Origin of the sequence: Porphyromonas macacae DSM 20710 = JCM 13914 (assembly GCF_000379945.1) — a bacterium.
GTDB classification, from domain to species: Bacteria; Bacteroidota; Bacteroidia; order Bacteroidales; family Porphyromonadaceae; genus Porphyromonas; species Porphyromonas macacae.
Map to the genome: position 1 here is coordinate 1 of NZ_KB904135.1, position 21,878 is coordinate 21,878.

19 protein-coding genes are annotated in these 21,878 nt (G+C 45.9%); 9 read left to right on the forward strand and 10 right to left on the reverse strand.

Annotated features, from left to right (window positions below):
- Window positions 1–216, forward strand: a 216-nt coding sequence (locus A3GI_RS11800) for a transposase (protein ID WP_018360474.1), incomplete at its 5' end; no start/stop codon positions are given.
- A gap of 179 nt (window positions 217–395) precedes the next feature.
- On the opposite strand, the gene A3GI_RS0105525 is transcribed toward A3GI_RS11800, so the two are convergent.
- The 3 genes from A3GI_RS0105525 to A3GI_RS10655 all read right to left on the reverse strand — a co-directional run bounded on the left by A3GI_RS0105525 (window position 396) and on the right by A3GI_RS10655 (window position 4,931).
- Window positions 396–1,595, reverse strand: coding sequence for a tetratricopeptide repeat protein (locus tag A3GI_RS0105525; RefSeq protein ID WP_018360475.1), 1,200 nt, complete (start codon window positions 1,593–1,595; stop codon window positions 396–398).
- Between the two features lie 22 nt (window positions 1,596–1,617).
- The gene (gyrA, locus tag A3GI_RS0105530) at window positions 1,618–4,194 is read right to left on the reverse strand and encodes a DNA gyrase subunit A (protein WP_018360476.1); all 2,577 of its coding nucleotides are present in this window, start codon (window positions 4,192–4,194) and stop codon (window positions 1,618–1,620) included.
- 122 nt (window positions 4,195–4,316) lie between these two features.
- Window positions 4,317–4,931, reverse strand: coding sequence for a hypothetical protein (locus tag A3GI_RS10655; protein WP_051074582.1), 615 nt, complete (start codon window positions 4,929–4,931; stop codon window positions 4,317–4,319).
- 227 nt (window positions 4,932–5,158) lie between these two features.
- Here A3GI_RS10655 and yihA point away from each other — a divergent pair, with 227 nt between their 5' ends.
- The 8 genes from yihA (at window position 5,159) to A3GI_RS11205 (ending at window position 13,289) form a co-directional block, all read left to right on the forward strand.
- Window positions 5,159–5,755 (forward strand): ribosome biogenesis GTP-binding protein YihA/YsxC, encoded by a 597-nt coding sequence (gene yihA / locus A3GI_RS0105540; protein ID WP_018360478.1) that lies wholly within the window; start codon window positions 5,159–5,161, stop codon window positions 5,753–5,755.
- A gap of 54 nt (window positions 5,756–5,809) precedes the next feature.
- Window positions 5,810–6,841 (forward strand): UDP-glucose 4-epimerase GalE, encoded by a 1,032-nt coding sequence (galE, locus tag A3GI_RS0105545; RefSeq protein WP_018360479.1) that lies wholly within the window; start codon window positions 5,810–5,812, stop codon window positions 6,839–6,841.
- Window positions 6,842–6,860: 19 nt separating this feature from the next.
- Entirely contained in the window at window positions 6,861–8,936 is a 2,076-nt protein-coding gene (locus A3GI_RS0105550) for a S9 family peptidase (RefSeq protein ID WP_018360480.1), read from the forward strand.
- A gap of 500 nt (window positions 8,937–9,436) precedes the next feature.
- Window positions 9,437–10,732: a uracil-xanthine permease family protein gene (locus A3GI_RS0105560; RefSeq protein ID WP_018360482.1), complete on the forward strand. Its 1,296-nt coding sequence runs from the start codon at window positions 9,437–9,439 to the stop codon at window positions 10,730–10,732.
- 140 nt (window positions 10,733–10,872) lie between these two features.
- Window positions 10,873–11,373, forward strand: a complete 501-nt coding sequence (locus A3GI_RS0105565) for an RNA polymerase sigma factor (RefSeq protein ID WP_018360483.1) — start codon at window positions 10,873–10,875, stop codon at window positions 11,371–11,373.
- Complete coding sequence (locus A3GI_RS0105570; protein ID WP_018360484.1) at window positions 11,370–11,858, forward strand: hypothetical protein; 489 nt, start codon at window positions 11,370–11,372, stop codon at window positions 11,856–11,858. The genes A3GI_RS0105565 and A3GI_RS0105570 overlap by 4 nt, the downstream gene beginning before the upstream one ends.
- A 16-nt stretch (window positions 11,859–11,874) precedes the next feature.
- Window positions 11,875–12,366, forward strand: a complete 492-nt coding sequence (locus A3GI_RS0105575; protein WP_036870132.1) for a DUF4252 domain-containing protein — start codon at window positions 11,875–11,877, stop codon at window positions 12,364–12,366.
- Window positions 12,367–12,398: 32 nt separating this feature from the next.
- Entirely contained in the window at window positions 12,399–13,289 is an 891-nt protein-coding gene (locus A3GI_RS11205; protein ID WP_018360486.1) for a hypothetical protein, read from the forward strand.
- Between the two features lie 241 nt (window positions 13,290–13,530).
- Here the strand turns inward: A3GI_RS11205 and A3GI_RS0105590 are convergent, their stop codons facing one another.
- The 7 genes from A3GI_RS0105590 to recJ all read right to left on the reverse strand — a co-directional run bounded on the left by A3GI_RS0105590 (window position 13,531) and on the right by recJ (window position 21,674).
- Window positions 13,531–14,196: a hypothetical protein gene (locus A3GI_RS0105590; RefSeq protein WP_018360487.1), complete on the reverse strand. Its 666-nt coding sequence runs from the start codon at window positions 14,194–14,196 to the stop codon at window positions 13,531–13,533.
- Between the two features lie 143 nt (window positions 14,197–14,339).
- Window positions 14,340–15,437, reverse strand: coding sequence for a hypothetical protein (locus A3GI_RS0105595; protein WP_018360488.1), 1,098 nt, complete (start codon window positions 15,435–15,437; stop codon window positions 14,340–14,342).
- A gap of 318 nt (window positions 15,438–15,755) precedes the next feature.
- The gene (locus A3GI_RS0105600) at window positions 15,756–16,586 is read right to left on the reverse strand and encodes a DUF5024 domain-containing protein (RefSeq protein ID WP_018360489.1); all 831 of its coding nucleotides are present in this window, start codon (window positions 16,584–16,586) and stop codon (window positions 15,756–15,758) included.
- 30 nt (window positions 16,587–16,616) lie between these two features.
- Window positions 16,617–17,186, reverse strand: a complete 570-nt coding sequence (locus A3GI_RS11210; protein WP_018360490.1) for a hypothetical protein — start codon at window positions 17,184–17,186, stop codon at window positions 16,617–16,619.
- Window positions 17,183–17,680: an RNA polymerase sigma factor gene (locus tag A3GI_RS0105610; RefSeq protein WP_018360491.1), complete on the reverse strand. Its 498-nt coding sequence runs from the start codon at window positions 17,678–17,680 to the stop codon at window positions 17,183–17,185. Before A3GI_RS0105610 ends, A3GI_RS11210 begins: the two co-directional genes overlap by 4 nt.
- Window positions 17,681–17,780: 100 nt before the next feature.
- On the reverse strand, window positions 17,781–19,907 hold the full coding sequence (locus A3GI_RS0105615; protein ID WP_018360492.1) for a RecQ family ATP-dependent DNA helicase: 2,127 nt from the start codon (window positions 19,905–19,907) through the stop codon (window positions 17,781–17,783).
- A 30-nt stretch (window positions 19,908–19,937) separates the two neighbouring features.
- Window positions 19,938–21,674, reverse strand: coding sequence for a single-stranded-DNA-specific exonuclease RecJ (recJ, locus tag A3GI_RS0105620; protein WP_018360493.1), 1,737 nt, complete (start codon window positions 21,672–21,674; stop codon window positions 19,938–19,940).
- Window positions 21,675–21,878: the final 204 nt, after the last annotated feature.

Below are 21,878 nucleotides of genomic sequence, written 5' to 3' on the forward strand. Positions count from 1 at the left end.
TATCGGCGTTTCAGACATATGGGCTTAGAGCAGGTCAAGATGGACTTCGCCTTTCTAGCTATGGCCTTTAATCTGAAGAAACTATGTGCTAAGGTTGCTCGAAAGGCGAAAAACACTCCCAAAAGACCTATATCAACCCTCAATCTCGGCCTCATGCGCTTCCACCTCCTCGAAAAACACAAAAATATCCCTCAAAGGCTAAAACCGGTGGCTTAACCAACCACAAACCAAAACTAAAAGGAGCTGCGCCAAAATTCATTTTGACACAGCCCCAATATAAATACGAACACTCAAGCTTTCAGTCCTGTCAGGATTTCTTACCCTGCCATTTCTTGATTTAATTTATAGTTCTGCTGAAATTGTTTTATAACAGTAATTTTTGTGTTCGACGAGTCTTAGTTGCTGTGTTTGGCTTTCAGAGCTTCACTCTTGTCGTTCATTCCCAAATTGTAATAGAGGGAACTGAGTACATACCATGTTTCATTAGGTAATGACTCATAAGCTTTCTCCATCAAAGGCAATGATTTTTGGAACCATTCCTTCGCTTTTGCTTCGGTTTCGGCACTGATTTTCTCCGAATTCTTCATAAGAATACCGCGATTATAATAGGTACGCGCCATATCGTATATCGCTTCGGCATAGTTAGGATCCACCTCAAGAGCTTTCTTAAACCAAATCTCGGCATTATCAAAATCTTCCTTCTCTTCATAGAGTTTGCCCATCACATCATATAATTGAGGATTTTGCGGATCCATCTTGATTGCTTCTTCCAACTTTGCAATAGCTTCGGTCATCTTACCCTGTTGGATATAGGTGTTGGCAATGTTCAGCAAATAAAACTTCTCTTGCGGGAAGATCTTTGCACCCTCATCCAATATGCGCAAATAACTTACCGTATCGGTTTTTCCCAGATAAGCCGTTGCCCACAACTGATAAACATCGTTTTTTTGGTAATCTACGTCTTTGATGCGTTCGCACATTTTAATGGTACCGTCGAAATCTTTTGCCTGATAAGCTGAAACCGCTCCATAAAAACCGGCAACCATGGTATTGGAGTCGATTGCAGTCATATCTTTGTCCGATTCGAACATAGGGAGTTTCTTGATTTCAAGGAACTGTTCAAAAGCTTTCATGGCTTTAGCGTAGGCATTCTCATTCATATAATGAGCACCGGCATTGATCAGGTGAAGATAATTGGTCTTCAGGTCTTTCTTGATAGCTTTTTCAAACTTCGGTTTCACCTTTCCTTTCTCATTAGGGAGCCGATCCAAGGAATCGGCAACAATATAGTTCGGCAAAACGTTCATCAACGCATCGTACATTACATTTTTATCGACCGTTGCATTGGGAAGCATGCTTTGCAGGTTCAATGTTTCAAACTCTCCGTTTTCAATAGCTCCTGCAATATACCATGCTTTCGCGCTATTTTGAGTTTCAGGATTTGTTTTAGCTGCAGAAATCAACGTGCGAGCTTCTTTAAAATTCGGATTTGAAGACTTCAAGATATGTTCGGCAGTCTTCACATTCTCGTTTTGAGCAAAGGCACTACCGGAAGCAATAACGGCAAGTCCCAAAGCATAAATAACTTTTTTCATTGGTTTCTAATTTTGTTAGATTTTACTCTTCGGTTTCATCAATATTTTCTTCTTTCTCGGGCTGTGGGAACAATTCCTCCTGTTCACCGTCTGCCACCTTGCTATCCTCTTGCTCGGACGGCTTAGAAGTTTCATCTATTTTATCCTCATTGGCCACACCACATACAGAAGCGATTTCATCATCCCTCTTCTCCAGGTTAATCAATCTCACTCCTTGTGTAGCACGACCGATTACGGGCAATTCCTCCACATTCAACCTGATAGTTACACCACTCTTATTGATAATCATCAAACCCTGATCATTCGTTACCGAGCGTATATCCACCAGATTACCGGTCTTTTCGGTAATATTCAAAGTCTTAACACCTTTACCGCCACGATTGGTCACACGGTAGTCTTCCACATGAGAACGTTTACCATAACCTTTCTCGCTTATCACTAAGATCGTTTCCTCATCCGGATGTTTAATGGCCACCATACCGATAACCTCATCTCTGCCGTCTTGATCCAACGTTATACCGCGTACACCCATAGACGGTCTGCCGCTGGGTCTGATCTTATTCTCACTGAAACGAATGGCGCGTCCGTTGCGATTGGCAATAACCAGTTCATTACGCCCGTTTGTCAGTCTTACGCTCACCACCCGGTCTCCTTCACGCAAACCGATAGCAATAACGCCATTGGCACGAGGCCTTGAATAAGCCTCCAGCGGAGTTTTCTTTACCAAACCCTGTTTAGTACAGAAAACCAAATAGTGCGTATTGACAAAATGGTTGTCCGTAGTAAGATTCTTCACCCACACAATGGCATTCACGCGATTATTGGTATCGAGATTCAGCAAATTCTGGATAGCGCGTCCTTTACCGGTACGTGATCCCTCCGGTATCTGGTAGACTTTCAACCAATAGCATTTACCCTGCTCTGTAAAGAAAATCAGGGTAGCATGCATGGAAGCGTTATAGATAAACTCGACAAAGTCTTCCGACTTGGTATCGGCGCCGCGCGAACCGACTCCTCCGCGTCCCTGTGCACGGAACTCGGAAAGCGGTGTACGTTTGATATATCCCATGTGAGACAGGGTGATAATCATCTGATCATCCGCATAGAAATCTTCGGGGTTGAAGTCTTCACTGGCATAAACGATTTCCGTTCTGCGCGCATCGCCATACTTTTCCTTGACTTCGAGCAATTCATCTTTCACCACCTGCATCTGCTTTTCTTCAGAAGCCAGTATTTCCTGCAGTTCGTTGATCAACCGTGCCAATTCTTCATACTCGGCTCTCAGTTTATCACGCTCCAGTCCGGTAAGGGCTCTCAGTCGCATATCGACGATGGCACGTGCCTGTATGTTAGTCAGGTCAAAGCGCTTCATCAAGGCCTCGATAGCCTCTTGCGGACTTTGAGACTCCCGAATCAAACGGATCACTTCATCGATATTATCTACGGCTATGAGCAATCCTTCCAGAATATGTGCACGTTCCTGGGCTTTCTTCAAATCGAAACGGGTACGTCTCACCACGACTTCGTGGCGGTGTTCAACGAATTCGCGAACCAGATCTTTAAGGTTCAGCAGCTCGGGACGTCCTTTCACCAAAGCAATATTATTGATACTGAAAGAGCTCTGCAAAGCGGTCATCTTGTACAGTTTGTTAAGTACCACATTTGCATTGGCATCCCGCTTGACATCGATCACAATACGGATACCCAAACGATTGGACTCGTCCGTAATATTCGCAATACCATCCAATCGCTTCTCATTGATCAGCTGGGCAATATGAGACACCATTTCCGCCTTATTCACGACATACGGTATCTCCGTCACCACGATACGTTCGTGGTTGTTATGTTCCTCTATCTCCGCACGGCTACGGATCACTACCCTTCCACGTCCTGTGTGGAAAGCCTCCTTTACACCGTCATAACCGTAAATCAGACCGGAGGTCGGAAAGTCCGGAGCCTTGATATACTGCATCAGACCATCCACATCGATATCGCCTTTTGAATCGATATAAGCCACGCAGCCGTCGATACATTCGGAAAGGTTATGAGGGGCCATATTCGTAGCCATACCCACGGCAATACCCGAAGCACCGTTTATCAAAAGGTTGGGCAATCGCGTAGGCAAAACGGTCGGTTCCTGAATGGTATCGTCAAAATTATTCTGAAAATCGACAGTATCTTTTTCAATATCCCGAAGCATCTCTCCGGCAATCTCGCTCAAGCGACACTCGGTGTAACGCATGGCAGCAGGAGAGTCTCCATCTATGGAACCGAAGTTACCCTGTCCCTGAACCAGCGGATAACGCAAACTCCAGGATTGAGCCAGACGTACAATAGTCATGTAAACGGAAGAGTCTCCGTGCGGGTGGTATTTAGCGATCACCTCACCCACGGCCTTGGCCGATTTACGTGTAGGATTGCTATAAGTATTCCCCATATCGTTCATAGCAAACAGCACGCGTCTGTGAACGGGTTTGAAGCCATCGCGAACATCCGGTAGCGCACGAGATACAATAACCGACATTGAATAATCAATGTAGGCGGTCTTCATTTCATCTTCAATATTGATATTTATGATCCTGTCTTCGCTATCTTGCATTTTATAGGATTTTTTAGCCCGGAAACACCCGTGTCCATCTCATTGGATTCCCCGGTCCCAGACTCGTTAATTAAATTTTGTAAAAATATCTTTTGACGATAAATATACGAAATACGCACGAACTATAACGGAGTATCGTCGTTAAGTTTTCCGAACATACCCGTTCTCTGGTTGTTTTGGTCAGGAGTTTCCAGCGGAGCTATCGGAGTTTTACCGTCTTCGTCGTTTCGCTCAGGTTTTGCCGTTACTGCCGGAGTTCCGGTGCCGGCAAGTTTTTTCTGCAGAGTCTGTATTTCATCTTTCAACTCTTTATTTGCAGCTTCCAGCTTTACCCACTCGCCAACACCTCTGACAGCAAGGCCTATAGCCATTACGGCAATAGCTCCCACAGCACCCAGTGAAGAGAACGGCACTGCTTCCGGAGCAGTTCCGGGCAACGTCCAATGAAATGCATGATAAAAAATAACAGGCAACAATAAACCGATTACAGCAACTAAAACGGCCAGCCACACATATTGCTTAAACATGCGCCGGCGAATAAACGAAACGGCAAAGCCATAATAGTTGGCATAGAAAAGGATTATCAAATAAAGATCCACAAACCAGACTGAATAATAGCGCGACGGCTGCTGCCAAAAGGCGACATTCGCACCGTTACCCGACAACAGCAGGGACTGGATCAAAACGAGTACGACCCACACAAGGGCATATATCAGCACAGATAACGATTTGTTCATGATTTATACCTTAATTATAATAGAAGCAATATTTAGCCGGAATTGCAAAGAGCATATCATTCTTAAGCGTTCATGCCGTCTACGGGCTATTCACTTCTTAGTTATTAACTATATTTGTAAAGCACTATTAGCAAAGATAGCTTTTTTCTGCCGCAAGAGCGGCATATATCAAGCCTATCCTGACTTATTAGGCACACTAACGAACGCAGCAAAACACGCTCTTTCTTATGAAAATCAAATCAGCAGAGTTTGTCATCAGTAATACCGATGTAAACAAATGCCCCGCAGACAATAAACCGGAATACGCATTCATCGGGCGTTCCAATGTGGGCAAATCTTCCCTTATCAACATGCTCACCGACCACAAAGGGCTGGCCATGACATCTCAAAAACCGGGAAAAACCCTGCTTATCAACCACTTCCTGATCAACAACGAATGGTATCTCGTAGACCTGCCGGGCTACGGTTATGCACAAAGGGGTGCACAGCAACGCGAGCAACTGGCAAAAATCATACGTACCTATATCCTGAAGCGTGAACAGCTGACCAATCTTTTCGTTCTGGTAGACTCCCGGCACGAGCCGCAAGCCATAGACATGGAGTTTATCCGCTGGTTAGGAGAAAACGGCGTCCCCTTCAGCATCGTACTGACCAAAAGCGATAAACTATCGAACACCAGGCTGAACGAATCGCTGGAACGCTTCAAAAGCAAGCTGGCCGAAGAGTGGGAAGAACTTCCCCCGGTCTTCGTAACATCCTCCCAGCAAAAAACAGGGCGCGACAATCTGCTGGACTATATCGAACAGATCAACCGGGCGCTGTAAGATTTATCTCTTCTTTTTTCGTATGATATTATAAACAGACGAACCATAAACAATATGAAACAATCCATACTGGTTACCGGCGGCACGGGCTATATAGGCTCGCACACCACGGTCGAACTTCAGCAGGCAGGCTATGACGTAGTCATCATCGATGACCTGTCCAACTCGAATATTGAAGTACTCGACGGCATCGAAGCCATCACCGGCATCATGCCCCGCTTCTATAAAGGAAGCTGTAACGACGCCGAACTGATAGAACAAATATTCCGGGAAAATCCGTCCATCACGGGGGTTATCCACTTTGCAGCCAGCAAGGCTGTGGGAGAGTCGGTGGAAAAACCATTGCTATACTACAGGAACAACCTCCTCTCGCTTATCGTTATGCTCGAAGCCATGCAACGCCATGGAACGAAAGGCATTGTGTTCAGCTCCAGCTGCACAGTCTACGGGCAGCCCGACAACCTGCCGGTAACAGAAGATGCCCCCATCAAACCGGCACTCTCGCCCTATGGCAATACCAAACAGATAAACGAAGAGATCATTCGCGATACCATCCACGCCGGAGCGCCTTTCAAGGCCATCCTCCTGCGTTACTTCAACCCTATCGGCGCTCATCCCTCCGCACTTATCGGCGAATTGCCCATCGGCGTACCTCAAAACCTGATCCCCTACCTCACACAAACGGCGGCAGGCATACGCAAGGAACTGAGTGTTTTCGGCAATGACTATAATACCTCCGACGGCAGTTGCATACGCGACTATATCAATGTGCAGGATTTGGCTGCTGCTCACGTAGTGGCTATTCGCCGTATGCTTTCACCGGGAAACGACAACGCCCGCCTGGAAGTCTTCAACGTGGGTACCGGCAAAGGTGTAAGTGTGCTGGAACTGATTCGGGTGTTCGAAGAGGTCACAGGCATATCCGTGCCACATAAAATCGTGGGTAGGCGCGAGGGAGACATCGAACAGGTATGGGCCAATCCGAACAAGGCTAACAAAGTTCTCGGCTGGCATGCCCGGAAAGAGCTGGGCGAAACGCTCCTGAGCGCATGGAACTGGCAAAAGAAAATTTCCAACATAAAATAAATTAACCCATTACAAATCCATGAAGAAAATCAAAATGTTATGCTTATCGGCCGGCTTGATGGCCATGGCGCCACTGGGCAGCTCTGCTTCCGGGCCGAAAGGAGAACCGGTGCGTACACTGACGCCGGAAGTTTTTCTGACACTCTCCCGCGTAGGAGGTTTTGACCTGAATGCCAAAGGCAATACTGCGGTATATGCCGTTTCTTTTCCTGACGTTAAAACCAACAAATCCGTCACACAACTTTTCAAAGTAATGATGGACGGTAGCGGACGCACACAGATAACCGATATGCCTAAAGGCGCACACAGCCCCAAATGGATACCCGGGTCTTCTCCCGAACGTATCGCTTATCTTACCTCGGAAAGCGGTTCGTCACAAATCTGGACGATGCTCCCGGACGGTAGCGATAAACGTCGGTTTACCGATGTGGAAGGCGGTGTAAACGACTATAAATTCAGTGCAGACGGCAAACAGCTGCTTTTTGTCAAAGACATTCCCTATGACAAAAGTTTCAAACAACCGTACGCAGACCTGCCTCAGGCCACCGGCCGTTTAGTTACGGATTTTATGTACAAACACTGGGATCAGTGGGTGGAAAACATTCCTCACACCTATGTGGCAAAGGTAGGCGAAAGTATGATCAAAGAAGGAACGGACATTTTGGGTAAAGACGAACCCTACGAACTGCCTATGCTTCCTTTCAACGATCTTGAAGATGTAAGTTTCAGCCCCGATGGCAAAACAATCGCCTACGCCTGTCGTAAAAAAACGGGTCTGGCATACTCTCTTTCCACAAACTCGGATATTTATCTGTACGACATTTCCACCGGTAAGACACAGAACGTATCCGAAGGCATGATGGGTTACGATACGGCTCCGGCCTTCAGCCCTGACGGTAAAACACTGGCTTGGGTGAGCATGGAGCATGACGGCTACGAATCCGACCTCAAACGTCTTTTCGTGATGGATCTGGCCACGGGCAAGAAAACTTATCTGAGCGAAGGTTTCGAGTGCAACGTAGAGTCGCCCAGCTGGTCGGCAGACGGCAAACGCATCTACTTCGTAAGCTGTAAAGAGGCCGTTACGGATATCTGGCAAATCGATGTAAAGAGCCGCAAGATCGATCGTCTCACCGAAGAAGGCGTACATAACTACACCGGCTTTGTGATCCGCAATGGCAAGATGCTGGCAGGCCGTCAGTCCATGCAGGTACCCACCGATCTGTACAGCGTGAATATACGCACAGGCAAACCTCTTCAAATAACCGATGAGAACAAAGAAAAACTCGGTTCTCTGACCGGTGTTACCGTACAAAAACGCTGGGTAGACACCACCAACGGAGAAAAAATGCTTGTTTGGGTAATACTCCCCCCGGGCTTCGATGCCACGAAGAAATATCCTGCCGTACTCTTCTGTCAGGGTGGTCCGCAGGATGCTGTCAGCCAGTTCTGGAGCTTCCGCTGGAACTTCCGGCTGATGGCCGAGCAGGGCTACATCGTTATAGCCCCCAACCGTCACGGCGTACCGAGCTTCGGTAAGAAATGGAATGAACAGATCAGCGGGGACTATGGCGGCCAGAATATGAAAGATTATATGGCAGCCGTGGATGCCGTGAAGCAAGAACCTTATGTAGACGAAAAGCATATCGGCTGCGTAGGTCCAAGCTACGGTGGGTTCAGCACTTACTGGCTTGCCGGCAATCACGACAAACGTTTTGCTGCTTTTATCGCTCATGCCGGTATCTTCAATCTGGAGATGCAATACATGACCACGGAAGAAATGTGGTTTGCCAATTGGGATATGGGCGGTGCTCCATGGGAAAAAGACAATAAAGTGGCACAACGTACCTTTGCGACCTCTCCTCACAAATTTATAGACAAATGGGATACTCCCATCCTGATTATTCACGGCGAGCTCGATTTCCGTATCTTAGCCTCACAAGGTATGGCCGCATTCAATGCAGCCAAGATGCGCGGCATCCCCACCGAGATGCTCATTTTCCCCGATGAAAATCACTGGATTTTAAGACCGCAGAACGCTCTGCTCTGGCATCGCACCTTCTTCGGTTGGTTAGACCGTTGGTTAAAAAAATAATTCTTTCTGCGGTTCTTTTACGAACCCGAATACACAAAGCCCGGCACAGATGTGAAAACACTGCCGGGCTTTTTTGTCAATTGCTGTATGGTAAAAAGCCTATCGAGTCCGATAAAAAGAATAAAGACACCGGATTTCAAAACGAAAACCCAATCGTCTCGAACAGAAGAAGATAACAAGAGCGAGAATTCTCTGCCTGATGGTTGAAAATTCTTCAGGCAAAGGATTTTCAACGAAGTTAACTTGGATTTTTATTTTCCTTAACAAGGATTTTCAACCATCAGACAGAGAATTTCACGCCATGACGTGTACTGGAACGTGACGTGACGTGTACCGAAAACGTTTAACCCCATTCACGAAGCCTATAAATTCCTGCAATAATTGCTGAATACCTCTTCCTGTGGATAGAAGAAAAATATATACCGTAACTTTAGGTGTTTCGATAAAAAATCAAAGGCTCAGGTTCAAAAGCAGATAAATCAAAATGAAAGGGGTGAAGTATGGAAAAAGAAAATGCTCTGAAATTCAATTACGGGTTAAATGATAAACCGGGATGGCTGCCACTTGCACTCTACGGTATCCAGTGGTTTCTGGCCACAATGCCTATTCTGCTGATTATCGGCAGCCTTGTGGGTAACTTACAATTCGACACTCTTACCGAGAAAACGTTTTACACACAAAAGCTGTTTGCACTGATCGGCACAGCCCTTATCGTGCAAGTATTATGGGGACACAGGTTACCGATCATCATCGGGCCTGCCACGGTGTTGCTGGTGGGCATCATAGCATCTCAATCCGAAAGCACAGCTTCGATATATACTGCTATCATCACGGGAGGAGTTTTGCTGTTTGCTCTCTCCTTCACTCCGTGGTTGAAAAACCTGAAAGATCTTTTCTCTCCACGCATCGTAGCCGTTATCCTGGCATTGATTGCTGTGACGCTGATGCCCACCATTATCGATCTTTCATTCTCCGGAGTACTCCCACCATCGCTTAAGTACGTATTTTTCGTCGCCTTCACGATTATCTTAATGATAAGCAACAGTTTACTCCTGGGTATCTGGAAATCCACCGTCCTGCTTTGGGGTATCGTTGCCGGCACTTTGGCCTACCGCTTATTGATTTCGGACTGGAGTATGCCTGCTTTCCCGGCATCCGAAGAGAATTCGAAAACATTTTTCCTGCCGGCATTTGAAATAGAACCGGGTGTGCTGCTGGCTTTTCTTTTTTGCTATGTAGCACTGTTCATCAATGAGTTAGGTTCGGTGCAGGCTGTCAGCCAAGCCATACGTTCGGGAGACGAAACGCCAAGAACGGTCAGAGGGCTGCGCTTCACTGGGCTGTTCAATGCTCTAAATGGTCTTTTCGGAGTTATCGGCCCCGTGGATTTCTCCATGAGTCCGGGCATCATCATGAGTACGGGTTGTGCCTCCCGCTATGCACTGATACCGGCCGGAGCAGGACTAATACTCTGTGCCCTGTTCCCCGGTATCATCCTTTTCCTGACATCCATTCCCGAATCGGTTATGGGTATCATCCTGCTTTACCTGATGATCACACAGCTGGGCTCTTCCCTGCAAATGATCGGCACGAATAATCTGGTCAAGAACTTCAACGATGCCATTGTCATAGCTTTCCCCATTATGTTGGCACTCGTTACCGTATTCCTGCCCGGACCGATCGTGAGCGCCATCCCGGTACTGCTGCGCCCAATTCTGGGTAATGGATTTGTGATGGGTGTTATTGCTGTCATTATTCTGGAACACACGCTCAACAAAAAAGAGAAGAAAAAGTAAAAAAACCATTCTTTGTTTAACTTCAAACCGATAATCTCCTTGAGGCGAACAGCTCCCAACAAGCCTTAAGGAGATTTTTGCAGCTATTTCATCAAACAATGATAGGAAATGATACCTTCGTCCGTCTATAGAATAGAACGATGAAACAAAACAGCTTCATAAACCAAGTGACCGTGCTGCGCCCGGAATTGGAACGTATTGCCGCCCAAATGTATGAAGGCGATGCAGAACGTGCGGAAGATGCTGTAAGCGAACTGCTTATCAAACTGTGGCAGATGCGTGACAACCTGGCCGAAGTGAAATCGATCCGGGCTTATTGTCACACCGCCCTCCGGCATATCGTCATAGACGACTTGCGTAATAAACGCACGGAACGATTGGACGAAGAGGGTATGGAGTACAAAAAGACAGCACCTCAAACATGGACGGAAGCGGAACAGTATGAACTGAGCGAGCTGCTCCAAAAGGCCGTAGCACAACTGCCGGCCCTGCGGAGACAGGTTTACGAACTGCATGAACTGCAAGGCTATGAATGCAATGAGATAGCCGAGCTGTTAAACCTGCGGATAGATGCCATACACAATCATCTGAGCAGGGCGCGCAAACAGATGAAAGATTACTTAATGCCTTTGATGAAATGACTAAGAACAGCAACTTATACGAACGCTACCGCAACTTGGCGGAGCAATACATGCAGGGCAGGACATCGGTGGCAGAAGAAAACGAACTGGCCGGGCTACTGCGAAGGATGGACGAAAGTCGGCTTACAGCACAGGACAGGGTGCTGCGCATGCTGCTGACCGAGGCAGCAGACAACAGAGAGAAAGCGACCATGGTATCTCAGAAAAATGACGAACCCGTAACGACGGAACAACAACCGCCTCGTAATCGCCGTCCTCATCGGTATTTTCTGATGACTTTGACCTCTATGGCAGCTGCTGTAGCTCTGCTGCTGGTTCTTAAAACAGGCTTAAACGAAAGAGGAAACAACAGTGAACTGCCAACTATGGGACTTACTGCGGGGAAACCTTTGGAAAGCGAAGAAGAAGCGTTGAGGCTTGCAGAGAAAGCCCTGAATGACGTGGCCTATGACCCCATGCAGGATTTAGAAAACATTCAATGGTAACGATGATATGAAAAAAATGTTTTTACGAAGTTTTATCCCGACTTTGCTGCTGCTCCTGATGCTGTGGCAGCCGGCACGGGCGGCGAATGCCCCCGCCGACTTTCCTCAAAATCATGCCGTCAGCCGAATCTTCAAAAAATATGCCCGGCACAAAAGCGCCTCATTGGTCAATCTGGAAGAAGACACACTCAAGCGAAAAGGCGGTGAAGTATTCGGCGTGAAGGGACTTAAGCGTATGATAACGCTTACGCTGAAAAATCCGACAGCTGAAATGGTAAAAGACGTACAGCTGGTAATCACACAGGATAAGCGTAACTCCGACGACATTCAGGAGGTCTATGACAGCGGCTATCTTGTTTCGGCTTACTACCGTCTGGATGTAAGCGGCGCGAACTCGTCTTATCTGCTCTACCGATACGATCGCAACAGAAATCATATCATTCTTATTTATATGCAGGGAGAAATCGATAGCCAAGAACTTCTTAACCTGCTACACGGAAAGAAATAATCGATTGAATAATACTTAATACGAATTACCCTATGCTAACACGAAAATTCTACTTAACGGCTGTACTCTCGGCTTTATTGACACTACCCTCTTTTGCCTTAAAACCGGCCAATCCGGCAGATACCACCATTCGCGTGGATAACGAACTGATAACCATTGAAAAGAAAAACGGCAAAATGGATGTAACGGTACATCGCATTACGGGACAGGCAGACACCGTAAAAACACGCCGGGTATTCCGTGGGGTATATGATCTCAACCGCCGAGAGGAACAAACATTCGGCACTGACTTCATACGCATACCGTTTGTACCGCATGACTATTCTAAAGACTGTAAGAAAGGACGTACCAGTATGGGGATACTCTCTTTCGGATTCAGCGCCATACAGTTTCATGGACAAAACGGACGCATGGAACAGTCCGGCAGCCGTCGCTTTTCTTTGGGTTTATTGAGTTTTCACTACAACAAAGGGGCTATGGAATATATTTTAAGCACTTCGTTCGACTTCAACCGCCTGAACGTAATGCCCGGATATACCCTGAAACGAAATGCCAAAGGAGAAACCGAATACTTTGAATTACCCAAAGGAGATGAGTTTGGAAAAAACCGGATGAAAGTGACTTACTTCAATACAAGGGCCATCGTATCGGTAAGACCGTTCTCCGAAATCAAGTCCTTGAGACTCTATGCTTTCGCAGGGCTGAAGATCAAAACGGCTTCGAGCATGAAAACGTGGATTAACGGTAAGGAAACAAGATACGATGGAAATAACGACCTGCGACCGTTCATTCCCGAAATAGGCGCAAGCATTCGTTACGGTTGGTTCAGTCTGGAAGGAACTTATACGCCGGTCTCTATTTTCACCAAAGATAAAGGCCCCGATTTAAGATACACTACCATAGGCATCAAGTTCGGCATCTGATAGCGGAAATACTCCCACAAGGCAAAGAAGGTGTGTCAAAACTCCATTTTCCCTAAATCAACTGTCATTTGTAAAGAACAATCGCTATCAAAGAGCTAAAACTCAATGATAGCGATTGTTTATTTGATTAGAAAGGGTAGTAACTATCAATATGAAAGGGAACTTCTCTCAATTCCATGTTTTGACACAGCCCTTTTGTTATTGAACACAATATTATTTTGAAGATTACCTTCAGAATCATCTATTCGATCAGCAAAGAGATCACATAATAATGGAACACTTTGAACCTCTCGTACCAGTCTTCCACCTTTTCCGTTCCCAAAATACAATATGATCCCATACCCTGTTCGGTTTGAAAAGGAGGCGTATAGGCAAAAACAGGAGTCAGCCGGTTAAAAGGAACCCGCATATTATCATCGGCATCGCAAGAGATGGAGCGAAGCGAATACTCGGAACCGCCTTTCAGATCCTTCTTCACAGTCATCGAAGGGTAAGAGACAAGCAATTTGAACCGGTCACCCTCCAATTTTCCGGCAAGAGCCACGATAAAAGAATCGGCTTCCTCCAAAAAAGACATCCTCTCGCATGGGTTATAGAGGTAGTTCATTGTCTTACCTCCCACATTCATAGGGATAACCTCCTCTTTACAGTTCAGCGAAGCCGTATCGGAAAAAATTTTATGACCGTCACGATACTCTTCCAATAAAAGCAGGAAACGTTTGCCTTTAGCAAGACTGTCCCGGCATTCGAAACCGGTATACTGAATATTATTCAAGTCATTAAGCAAAGACAATTCCCGGTTAAGATAAATAAGTTTAAGGGTGGTGCTATCATTCTGCCCCCTCAAAACTCCGGTGAAAAGCAGGAACAAGGAAAGGAAACAAAGGAGATAAAAAGTCTTTTTCATTTTCAGGTATTTATTTACTATCGATCGGTAATCAACACACCCGTTACATGGCGTATCGATAAAGTTAAATAAATTCTATCCCGCAATACCGAATTTTGAAAAAAATCATTAAAACGATACCGAAAAAGTATTGAAATCAGAAATCAACAATCTTTTTCTTTTACAAGAAACACCAAGTCCGAAACACTTTCCTGTTTTGCCTTTTCCGTATCGCTAAATATGATAGGCTTGGTTATAACCTCCTCTTTCTCCAATCGGGAAAGTATATCCCAAAGCATTTCGTGATACAGAATAATTATCGTTTGAGCATCGCTGTGAAAATAAAATTCTTTTTTCAGCCATACCATATCCAAACCGGTTTCAAGAAAACGAGCTATCGAAGCAGCGATCTTACGAGAAAGAGCATATATCGGGTTATCGTTGTTTTCAACAATAACCGGAATAGTTATTCTCCCGTCGCTGTCAAACAGATTAAAATCCGAAAACTCTGCAAGAACCTCCGGATCTGTAACTCTACCTTTGGCAATAATGTTATCCAGAAATTGCTCCAACAACCTTACACGAGTAATAAAAGGGTGCATTTTGGAAATTGCTTTCTCACTCCAATTTATCTTAATCGAGTATCCTTTGTCTGAAAGACTGTTTGTTCCGCAATAAAAACCTCTTTTGGGATAAAGGGTCCAAAACTCACCGTTCCAAAAAGGATTTTCAAGGTTTAATTCAGGCCTCTTTATCAAGCCTTTTTCTTCCAGACATCGCCACACCAAACCATCTATAACATATGAAAACAAAATACTGTAAGCATTCTCTTCCCGTCCTATACCGGACAACAGATTTACCAATTCCGATACATCCTGTTTAATCATCGAAGTCAGGGAGCCTGAAAGTTCCCGGGAATATTCCCTTAGCTTCGACGTGTGCAGACTGTCCAAAATGATCATCGTCGTTTGATACAAATCTTTTTCTCTCTTTATCAAATTCCATTCCTCCAGTAGCCGTAATTGGCTGTCGGTATATGGAATGCCGAGAGCATCCAAATCTTTTTTTGATTGGGGCGTTCTCATGGTAAGCAGTAATGCCCAGTTATTATCCATCCGGACAATATTATCAGGCGTAGATCCTCTTGTCTTGCAATAAGAGATTTTTTCATTCTGCTTAAAAGAATAAAAACCGCCGTGCTGCGCTTTTAAGCCTGCCGATACAAACAAAAAAGCCCAACAAATAAATACTGTTTTCATCATATTGTTTTTTGAGTGCCTTCTGTTTTTTCAATAAGAAAAAACGAACGTATTTTTCGCTTTCTATCTATATTATTAGAGGAATTAAGAGTTTACCCGAAAATCATTTGAAAACTGCATCAGATTTGTTTTCATTGTTTCCGGAAGAAAACGCGGGCTGTGCCAAAAAGAGATTTTGACACAGCCCCTTTGAAGTACGTCAGAATGCTCAAAGTACAAGACGCTAAGACTGAGGCTCATGAGGTACGTGAACCAAGCCGAGGGTCGCAAGCAACGCAGTAATTTGCGCATGATGACACACCGTTATACGCAGAGTATGATTTACGCTTGTTTCCGATAGATTTTTTTACCGTCGGGGGTCTTCATGACACGCCACTCATCGACGTTACGAATATCCAGCACTTTATCCAGATCCTTTACACTCAAACCATTGATTTTCATATCTTTTCGCCCGAAAGACGATGATTTGAAGCGAGTTTGGAATGCTTCGATCTTTTTCTGCAAATCGGCCATCTCTTCCTTTGTCAACTTCTGAAACTGTGCTGAATTCAAATCCGAAAGACGTGTATTGTAACTGTCAGAAAGCATCAGGTTCAGCTTCTTCCCCCGTATATTTTCGGCTATAAAAACACTTCCGGTACCTGTGGAATCGGTGAAAATCAGTGAATTGCCACGATGTACAATCCGGTGTATACCTTTTCCCCTTATTACCGTTGCTTTTTTATTTCTTCCTCCATAATTCAAAATCGAAGTCACATCGGTACGATCATTCCTTATATCCAAAACATAAACCAGCGTAGATTCTTCACCGGATTTATTCTGCTTGCTCAATGTTATATTAGTACGCCTTACCGCATCTTTTCCTTCCGAATTGCTTTTCTGTTCGGAAACAGACTGGAAATTTGCCTTTTCAGACTCAAATGCTTTTAACATTTCACGCTGGAACTCCGGTTTTCTACTTGCAACGGAAATAATCTGACTACGTATTTTTCCGGTATCAGGACTGCGATTTACAACGACCTCCTTTCTCACACCGGGCTTATCCTGCCATTTTTCGATACAACGATCTATACTGTTCTTATTTTGCGCCAGAGATACCTGACAACCGCTGAGGGTCAATAAACCGATCAGGGCAATTATGAGCTGTTTCATTTTCGTATATATTTAATGAGTTAAAGATTTTCAGTCAGTGAATAATATGCGGATAGCCGGGTCATCGAGATTTTTGACTTTCTCCTCCACAGGGTCGTAGTTTAGATAGTGCTCTATCTGTTCCTGCTTTTGCTGTGCATAGTTTTCCGTGTCTCGGAGTTTTTTATTCGTTGCTTCGATTATCCGTATCAACTCATCGGTAGAAACCTTCACTCGTTTCCCGTCTTCCATCACATAGCTATCCTTATAACAAGCATACTGCGAAGGCAGAAAAGAGGTGTTTCGATTCCTGTGAAAAGTCATCAGACCAACGGTCAAAAGGAGTGCAACAGCTGCGGCTGCACCGGAAGAGATGTACAACTTACGCAACCATGGCATGCGCTTCGGGTGTGCATAGCTTCGGATAAAATCTTCCGGTTCACCCAGCATACCGGCTTCATACCAGGCAAACATGGTACGGTAGCCCTCCAACTCTTCGGGCAAATGAGCATGCTGCCGGTAAAAACGGTAAAGAGCCTGCTCTTCTTTCGCGTTTGTTTCACCATCGAGAAAACGGTTTACAAAGTCGGGTGCATTATCACGATTTATTTTTGCTTTCATTGCTCATTCTCTTTATTAAAACGATTCCACACAGCACGGCGTGCACGGCAGAGATTGGTACGTATGGCTCCGGCATTGCTGCCCGTGAGTTTTGAGATTTCCTCCACTTCCATTCCCTCGATGTGTTTCATCCGCAAAATCATTTGCTGCAGACCGGGCAGTTCATCGATAATCGCCAATACCTGCTGCACCTGCTGGCGGTTGATCAATTCGGCTTCGGGATTAGGGAGTTCATCCGGATTATCGTAAAACTCGGGCATCTGCAACTCCGTCAATTTCCTCCGCCGAAGCATGTTCAGGCATAAATGGCGGGTAACAGTAAAAGCCAACGGACGAAGATCTCCTGCATCAGACAGATCCAGGGTCCACAACTTGAGGAAACATTCCTGCACCACATCTTCCGCATCTTCGGTGCAATGCAGCAACCCTGTGGCCATAGCGGTCAAGTCGGTATGCATGCGGGCAACAGTACTTTCAAATGTTTTTCTGTCCATTGTGTTATCAGCTTTACAAAGCAAAACAGGTCTGAAACTGCCTTCTTTTACTATTACAACAATCGGAAAGCAGAAACATTACATCAAGACAGCGGAAAAATCAGGATTTGCGGAAAATAAGGGTATCGCCATCAAGCAAATAGCGATTGTCCTGAGCTAAGACGATACGCAAAGCCTCTAAGGCTTCTTCCCCCGATTCGGGCAACAGCGAAACAAATTCATTCAATGTATACGACGGATTTTCAGGTGTGAGCGTCTTTTCCAGCAGCACGGCAACATCCTCCAACAGACTGTGCGGAAGCTTTTCGGGGATACGTTTCAAACAGACATCGCACTGTCGGCAACTGTGCATCAGTTCTTCGCCGAAATATGCAAGCAACAAGCGACTGCGACAAACATTGTCATCCGCAATATAATGCAGCACAGCCTCTATGCGCCCGGCCAGCTGCTCACGCCTGAACGTATAGGCCAAAGGCGGTATGCGCAGATAGGCAGCATCCTCACGGCGTGTATGAAAAAAAAGCCGGGGTATATTCTTCCTAGGAATATAGTGCATCACACCCCGTCGGCTGAGTTGGGTAAGCAACAAATAAACCTCATTGGCAGTATAACCCGTTTTTGCAGCAATAACATGTTCGTCGATAAAGACATAATCGGAGAACAGCCCGGAATAGGTACGCAGAATGGTGCGTATGAGCAAATCCGTATCAGGCTCATGAAACTCGTAAAGCTGTTCGCGCCTGTACAGTATATTCAACCGGCTGCGGCTATCGTTGTCGCTAAATTCCCACACACCTGCCGCCTGGAGAATTTCTATAGCCGAACGGGTACGGGTGGGATGCATACGGTATGTGCGCATAAAATGCTCTATATCGAAATCGAAACTGCGTTCAAATCCTTCCCCCTCCCCTATCTGCAAATAGTTACAGACGGACTCGTACACACGCAGTACATAATCCATGGGAGGGAACCGGTCTCCTAACTTTCGTTTCAATTTTCCTTCATCGGCATCCGATACCAGTACAACGGCATAAGAAAGATTGCCATCGCGTCCGGCACGACCGGCCTCCTGAAAATATTCTTCCAGAGAAGAAGGCATCATCAGATGAATGACCACACGTACATCAGGCTTGTCGATACCCATACCGAAAGCATTCGTTGCCACCATGACACGCACTTCACCGGTCATCCACTCATTCTGGCGGCGTTCACGCTCCACATAACTCAAGCCTGCATGATAAAACCGTGCGGATATACTCTGGTCATTAAGCATCCGGGCAATACTTTTCGTCAATTTTCTATTACGGCAATAAATAATGGCAGCCCCTTCCACCCGCTGCAAAATATGCAGCATCATTGCCTCCTTGTTATTTGTCCGGCGAATAGAATATGAAAGATTGGGACGAAGAAAGCTCCGGCGAAAAATATGCTTTTTACTGCTTTCAGGGAAACCGAGATGCTTGCAAATATCCTCTACCACCGGAGGTGTTGCCGTAGCGGTAAGAGCCAGTACAGGCACATCGGGCAGCAGACGTCGAAGTTCATCGATCTGCATATACGAGGGGCGAAAATCATAACCCCACTGACAGATGCAGTGACATTCATCCACCACCAAAAGGCTGACATTCAACCCTTCGAGATGCGATAGAAGCAGTTTGGAAGACAACCGTTCGGGCGAAACATATAGAAACTTATATCGCCCGTAGATGCAGTTGCTGATTGTAGTCAGAATTTGCTCCCGTTTCATCCCCGAGTGTATGGCAGTAGCTTTCACCCCCATGGAACGGAGCCTGTCCACCTGGTCTTTCATCAGGGAGATAAGCGGTGTTATGACCATTGTCAATCCCGGCAGCATGAGCCCCGGCACCTGAAAGGTTATGCTCTTGCCCCCGCCTGTAGGCATCAGGCCCAACGTATCGTTACCGGCAAGAATGGAATCGATTATATCCCGCTGCAAAGGACGGAACTGCTCATACCCCCAATAACGCTTGAGTACAGCCTCGGGCGAATCGGTCGGTGCGCCGACCTCTTCTTCGTTTGCAAGGCAGGATTTATCTTCTATTCCATCGGGAAAAACAGAAACTTCATACGGGCGTCCGGCAGCAGTAAAATCGATTGTATCATCCGCTAACGGATCCCAGATTACTTCACCTTCTATTCCCCGCTCATCATCCCGGTAATCATCGGTCTGTTCGTATTCCTCCGGTTCCTCTATATGCTGTCTCATCTCTGCAGGCAACGGTATAAAACGACAGTCTTAACGCTCCAAGGCTATATCCTTGACTTGAAGCTGCATAAAGCTGTTGCTATGATAGTTGTTTTCCTCTATCGTATAAACCAGACTGAAAGGTTTTTTTTGCTGAATGTAATGGAGGTTCTTCTTAGCCAACTGAAAAGCAATGCCATTGATGGGTTTTATCGTATTCTCCTGATTGGTTATATCCAGACGCAAGTGTTCATCGTGTGCGCCTACGGCACGAGTGCGCCCGGCATTGACTGCATGACGAGAAACAAATACAGGTTTCTCATTACCGGAGCCAAAAGGAGCCATACTTTTGATCTCGCGCATCAGACGCGGTGTTATGTCGTGTAAACTGATTTCAGCATCGATGTCGATCTGCGGTACCAGCACTTCCGGCTCCATGGCCGTTTCGGCATAACTGCGAATACGTTCGATAAAATCATTCAGAAAGTCGGGTTTGATGGTAAGACCGGCAGCATAAGTATGACCACCGAAATTAACCAGAAAATCTTTGCAGTACTCGATGGCTTTATACACATCGAATCCGCCCAACGAACGTGCAGAACCCGATATATGATCGCCGCTTCTGGTCAGTACGATGGTCGGTCTGTAATAACGCTCCGTAATACGCGATGCCACGATGCCGATAACCCCCTTATGCCACTCGGGGCTGTAAAGCACCAGAATTTTACGATTCTCCAGTTCGGCATCCTCCTTCAGTTGCAACAGAGCTTCCTCCGTGGTCACGCGGTCCAACTTCCGCCGTTCCAGATTATATTCATTGATATGGGCACTCTGTTTACGAGCGCTGTCTTTATCGCTGGCCAAAAGCAAATCCACAGCCTCACGTCCGTTCATCATTCGTCCGCTGGCATTGATGCGAGGCCCGATCTTAAAAACAATCGAATCCATATCGATAGGCTTGCCGTCCAAACCCGAAGTCTTAATGATACCTTTTAATCCAAGTGAAGGATGGGTATTAAGCTGCTTGATGCCATAATAGGCCAGGATGCGGTTTTCCCCGACCAAAGGAACGATATCCGCTGCGATGCTCACTGCCAGAAGATCGAGATGACAGTACAGCTTTTTCATATCTATATTATTACTCTGGGCAAAAGCCTGCAACAACTTAAAGCCCACACCGCAACCGGACAGGTGTTCAAACGGATAGGTATTATCCGTTCGTTTGGCATCCAGTACTGCCACGGCATCGGGGAGCACTTCATCAGGATTATGATGGTCGCAAATAATAAAATCGATACCCAAACTCTTGGCATACGCCACTTTTTCAATGGCCTTGATACCGCAATCCAGTACGATGATCAGCCTGGCGCCCCACTCGTGGGCAAAGTCGATGCCCCGGTAACTGATGCCATAGCCTTCTTCATAACGATCGGGAATATAATAGTTCAACTCGTCATGCGAGCAAACAGTGCTACGCAAAAACTTATAGACAAGAGTAACGGCCGTCGTACCGTCCACGTCATAGTCGCCATAAATCAAGATGCGTTCCTTATTGCCTACAGCTTTATTAAGCCGTTTGACAGCCAAATCCATGTCCCGCATCAGAAAAGGGTCATGCAGTTTGCTTAAACTCGGGTGAAAATATTCTTGTGCCTCTTCAACAGAAGTAATCCCTCGCAGAACCAGTAATCGCCCCACAATAGCCGTGAGGTTCAACTCCCGGGCCAAATGGTCCGCCAGCACCTCCTCCTCTTCGGAGAGAGAGGCTATATTCCAATTGTTTGTCATTATGTAGTTTCATTTTTTTGCTTTTTAAAAGGTTAACCGACTCTGAAGTTCTTCTGTTTTTTCATCAATATCGTGCTGCGAACCTCAAGCGTCAAACCAAATTATATCCAAACGAGACAGTTATACGAAGTTGCACCTGCCTCTTTCATACGCTGCATACGAGCATACATAGTCCAAAGATCGTAGGCCGTACTCCCAAATAGA

Coding starts and splice junctions, on each gene's coding strand:
- A3GI_RS0105615 (WP_018360492.1), bottom strand. CDS start 19,907: ATGAGACAGCATATAGAGGAACCGGAGGAATACGAACAGACCGATGAT.
- gyrA (WP_018360476.1), bottom strand. CDS start 4,194: ATGCAAGATAGCGAAGACAGGATCATAAATATCAATATTGAAGATGAA.
- A3GI_RS0105565 (WP_018360483.1), top strand. CDS start 10,873: ATGAAACAAAACAGCTTCATAAACCAAGTGACCGTGCTGCGCCCGGAA.
- A3GI_RS0105595 (WP_018360488.1), bottom strand. CDS start 15,437: ATGATGAAAACAGTATTTATTTGTTGGGCTTTTTTGTTTGTATCGGCA.
- A3GI_RS0105600 (WP_018360489.1), bottom strand. CDS start 16,586: ATGAAACAGCTCATAATTGCCCTGATCGGTTTATTGACCCTCAGCGGT.
- A3GI_RS0105550 (WP_018360480.1), top strand. CDS start 6,861: ATGAAGAAAATCAAAATGTTATGCTTATCGGCCGGCTTGATGGCCATG.
- A3GI_RS11210 (WP_018360490.1), bottom strand. CDS start 17,186: ATGAAAGCAAAAATAAATCGTGATAATGCACCCGACTTTGTAAACCGT.
- A3GI_RS0105560 (WP_018360482.1), top strand. CDS start 9,437: ATGGAAAAAGAAAATGCTCTGAAATTCAATTACGGGTTAAATGATAAA.
- galE (WP_018360479.1), top strand. CDS start 5,810: ATGAAACAATCCATACTGGTTACCGGCGGCACGGGCTATATAGGCTCG.
- A3GI_RS11205 (WP_018360486.1), top strand. CDS start 12,399: ATGCTAACACGAAAATTCTACTTAACGGCTGTACTCTCGGCTTTATTG.
- A3GI_RS0105525 (WP_018360475.1), bottom strand. CDS start 1,595: ATGAAAAAAGTTATTTATGCTTTGGGACTTGCCGTTATTGCTTCCGGT.
- A3GI_RS0105575 (WP_036870132.1), top strand. CDS start 11,875: ATGTTTTTACGAAGTTTTATCCCGACTTTGCTGCTGCTCCTGATGCTG.
- recJ (WP_018360493.1), bottom strand. CDS start 21,674: ATGACAAACAATTGGAATATAGCCTCTCTCTCCGAAGAGGAGGAGGTG.
- A3GI_RS0105570 (WP_018360484.1), top strand. CDS start 11,370: ATGACTAAGAACAGCAACTTATACGAACGCTACCGCAACTTGGCGGAG.
- A3GI_RS0105610 (WP_018360491.1), bottom strand. CDS start 17,680: ATGGACAGAAAAACATTTGAAAGTACTGTTGCCCGCATGCATACCGAC.
- A3GI_RS10655 (WP_051074582.1), bottom strand. CDS start 4,931: ATGAACAAATCGTTATCTGTGCTGATATATGCCCTTGTGTGGGTCGTA.
- A3GI_RS0105590 (WP_018360487.1), bottom strand. CDS start 14,196: ATGAAAAAGACTTTTTATCTCCTTTGTTTCCTTTCCTTGTTCCTGCTT.
- yihA (WP_018360478.1), top strand. CDS start 5,159: ATGAAAATCAAATCAGCAGAGTTTGTCATCAGTAATACCGATGTAAAC.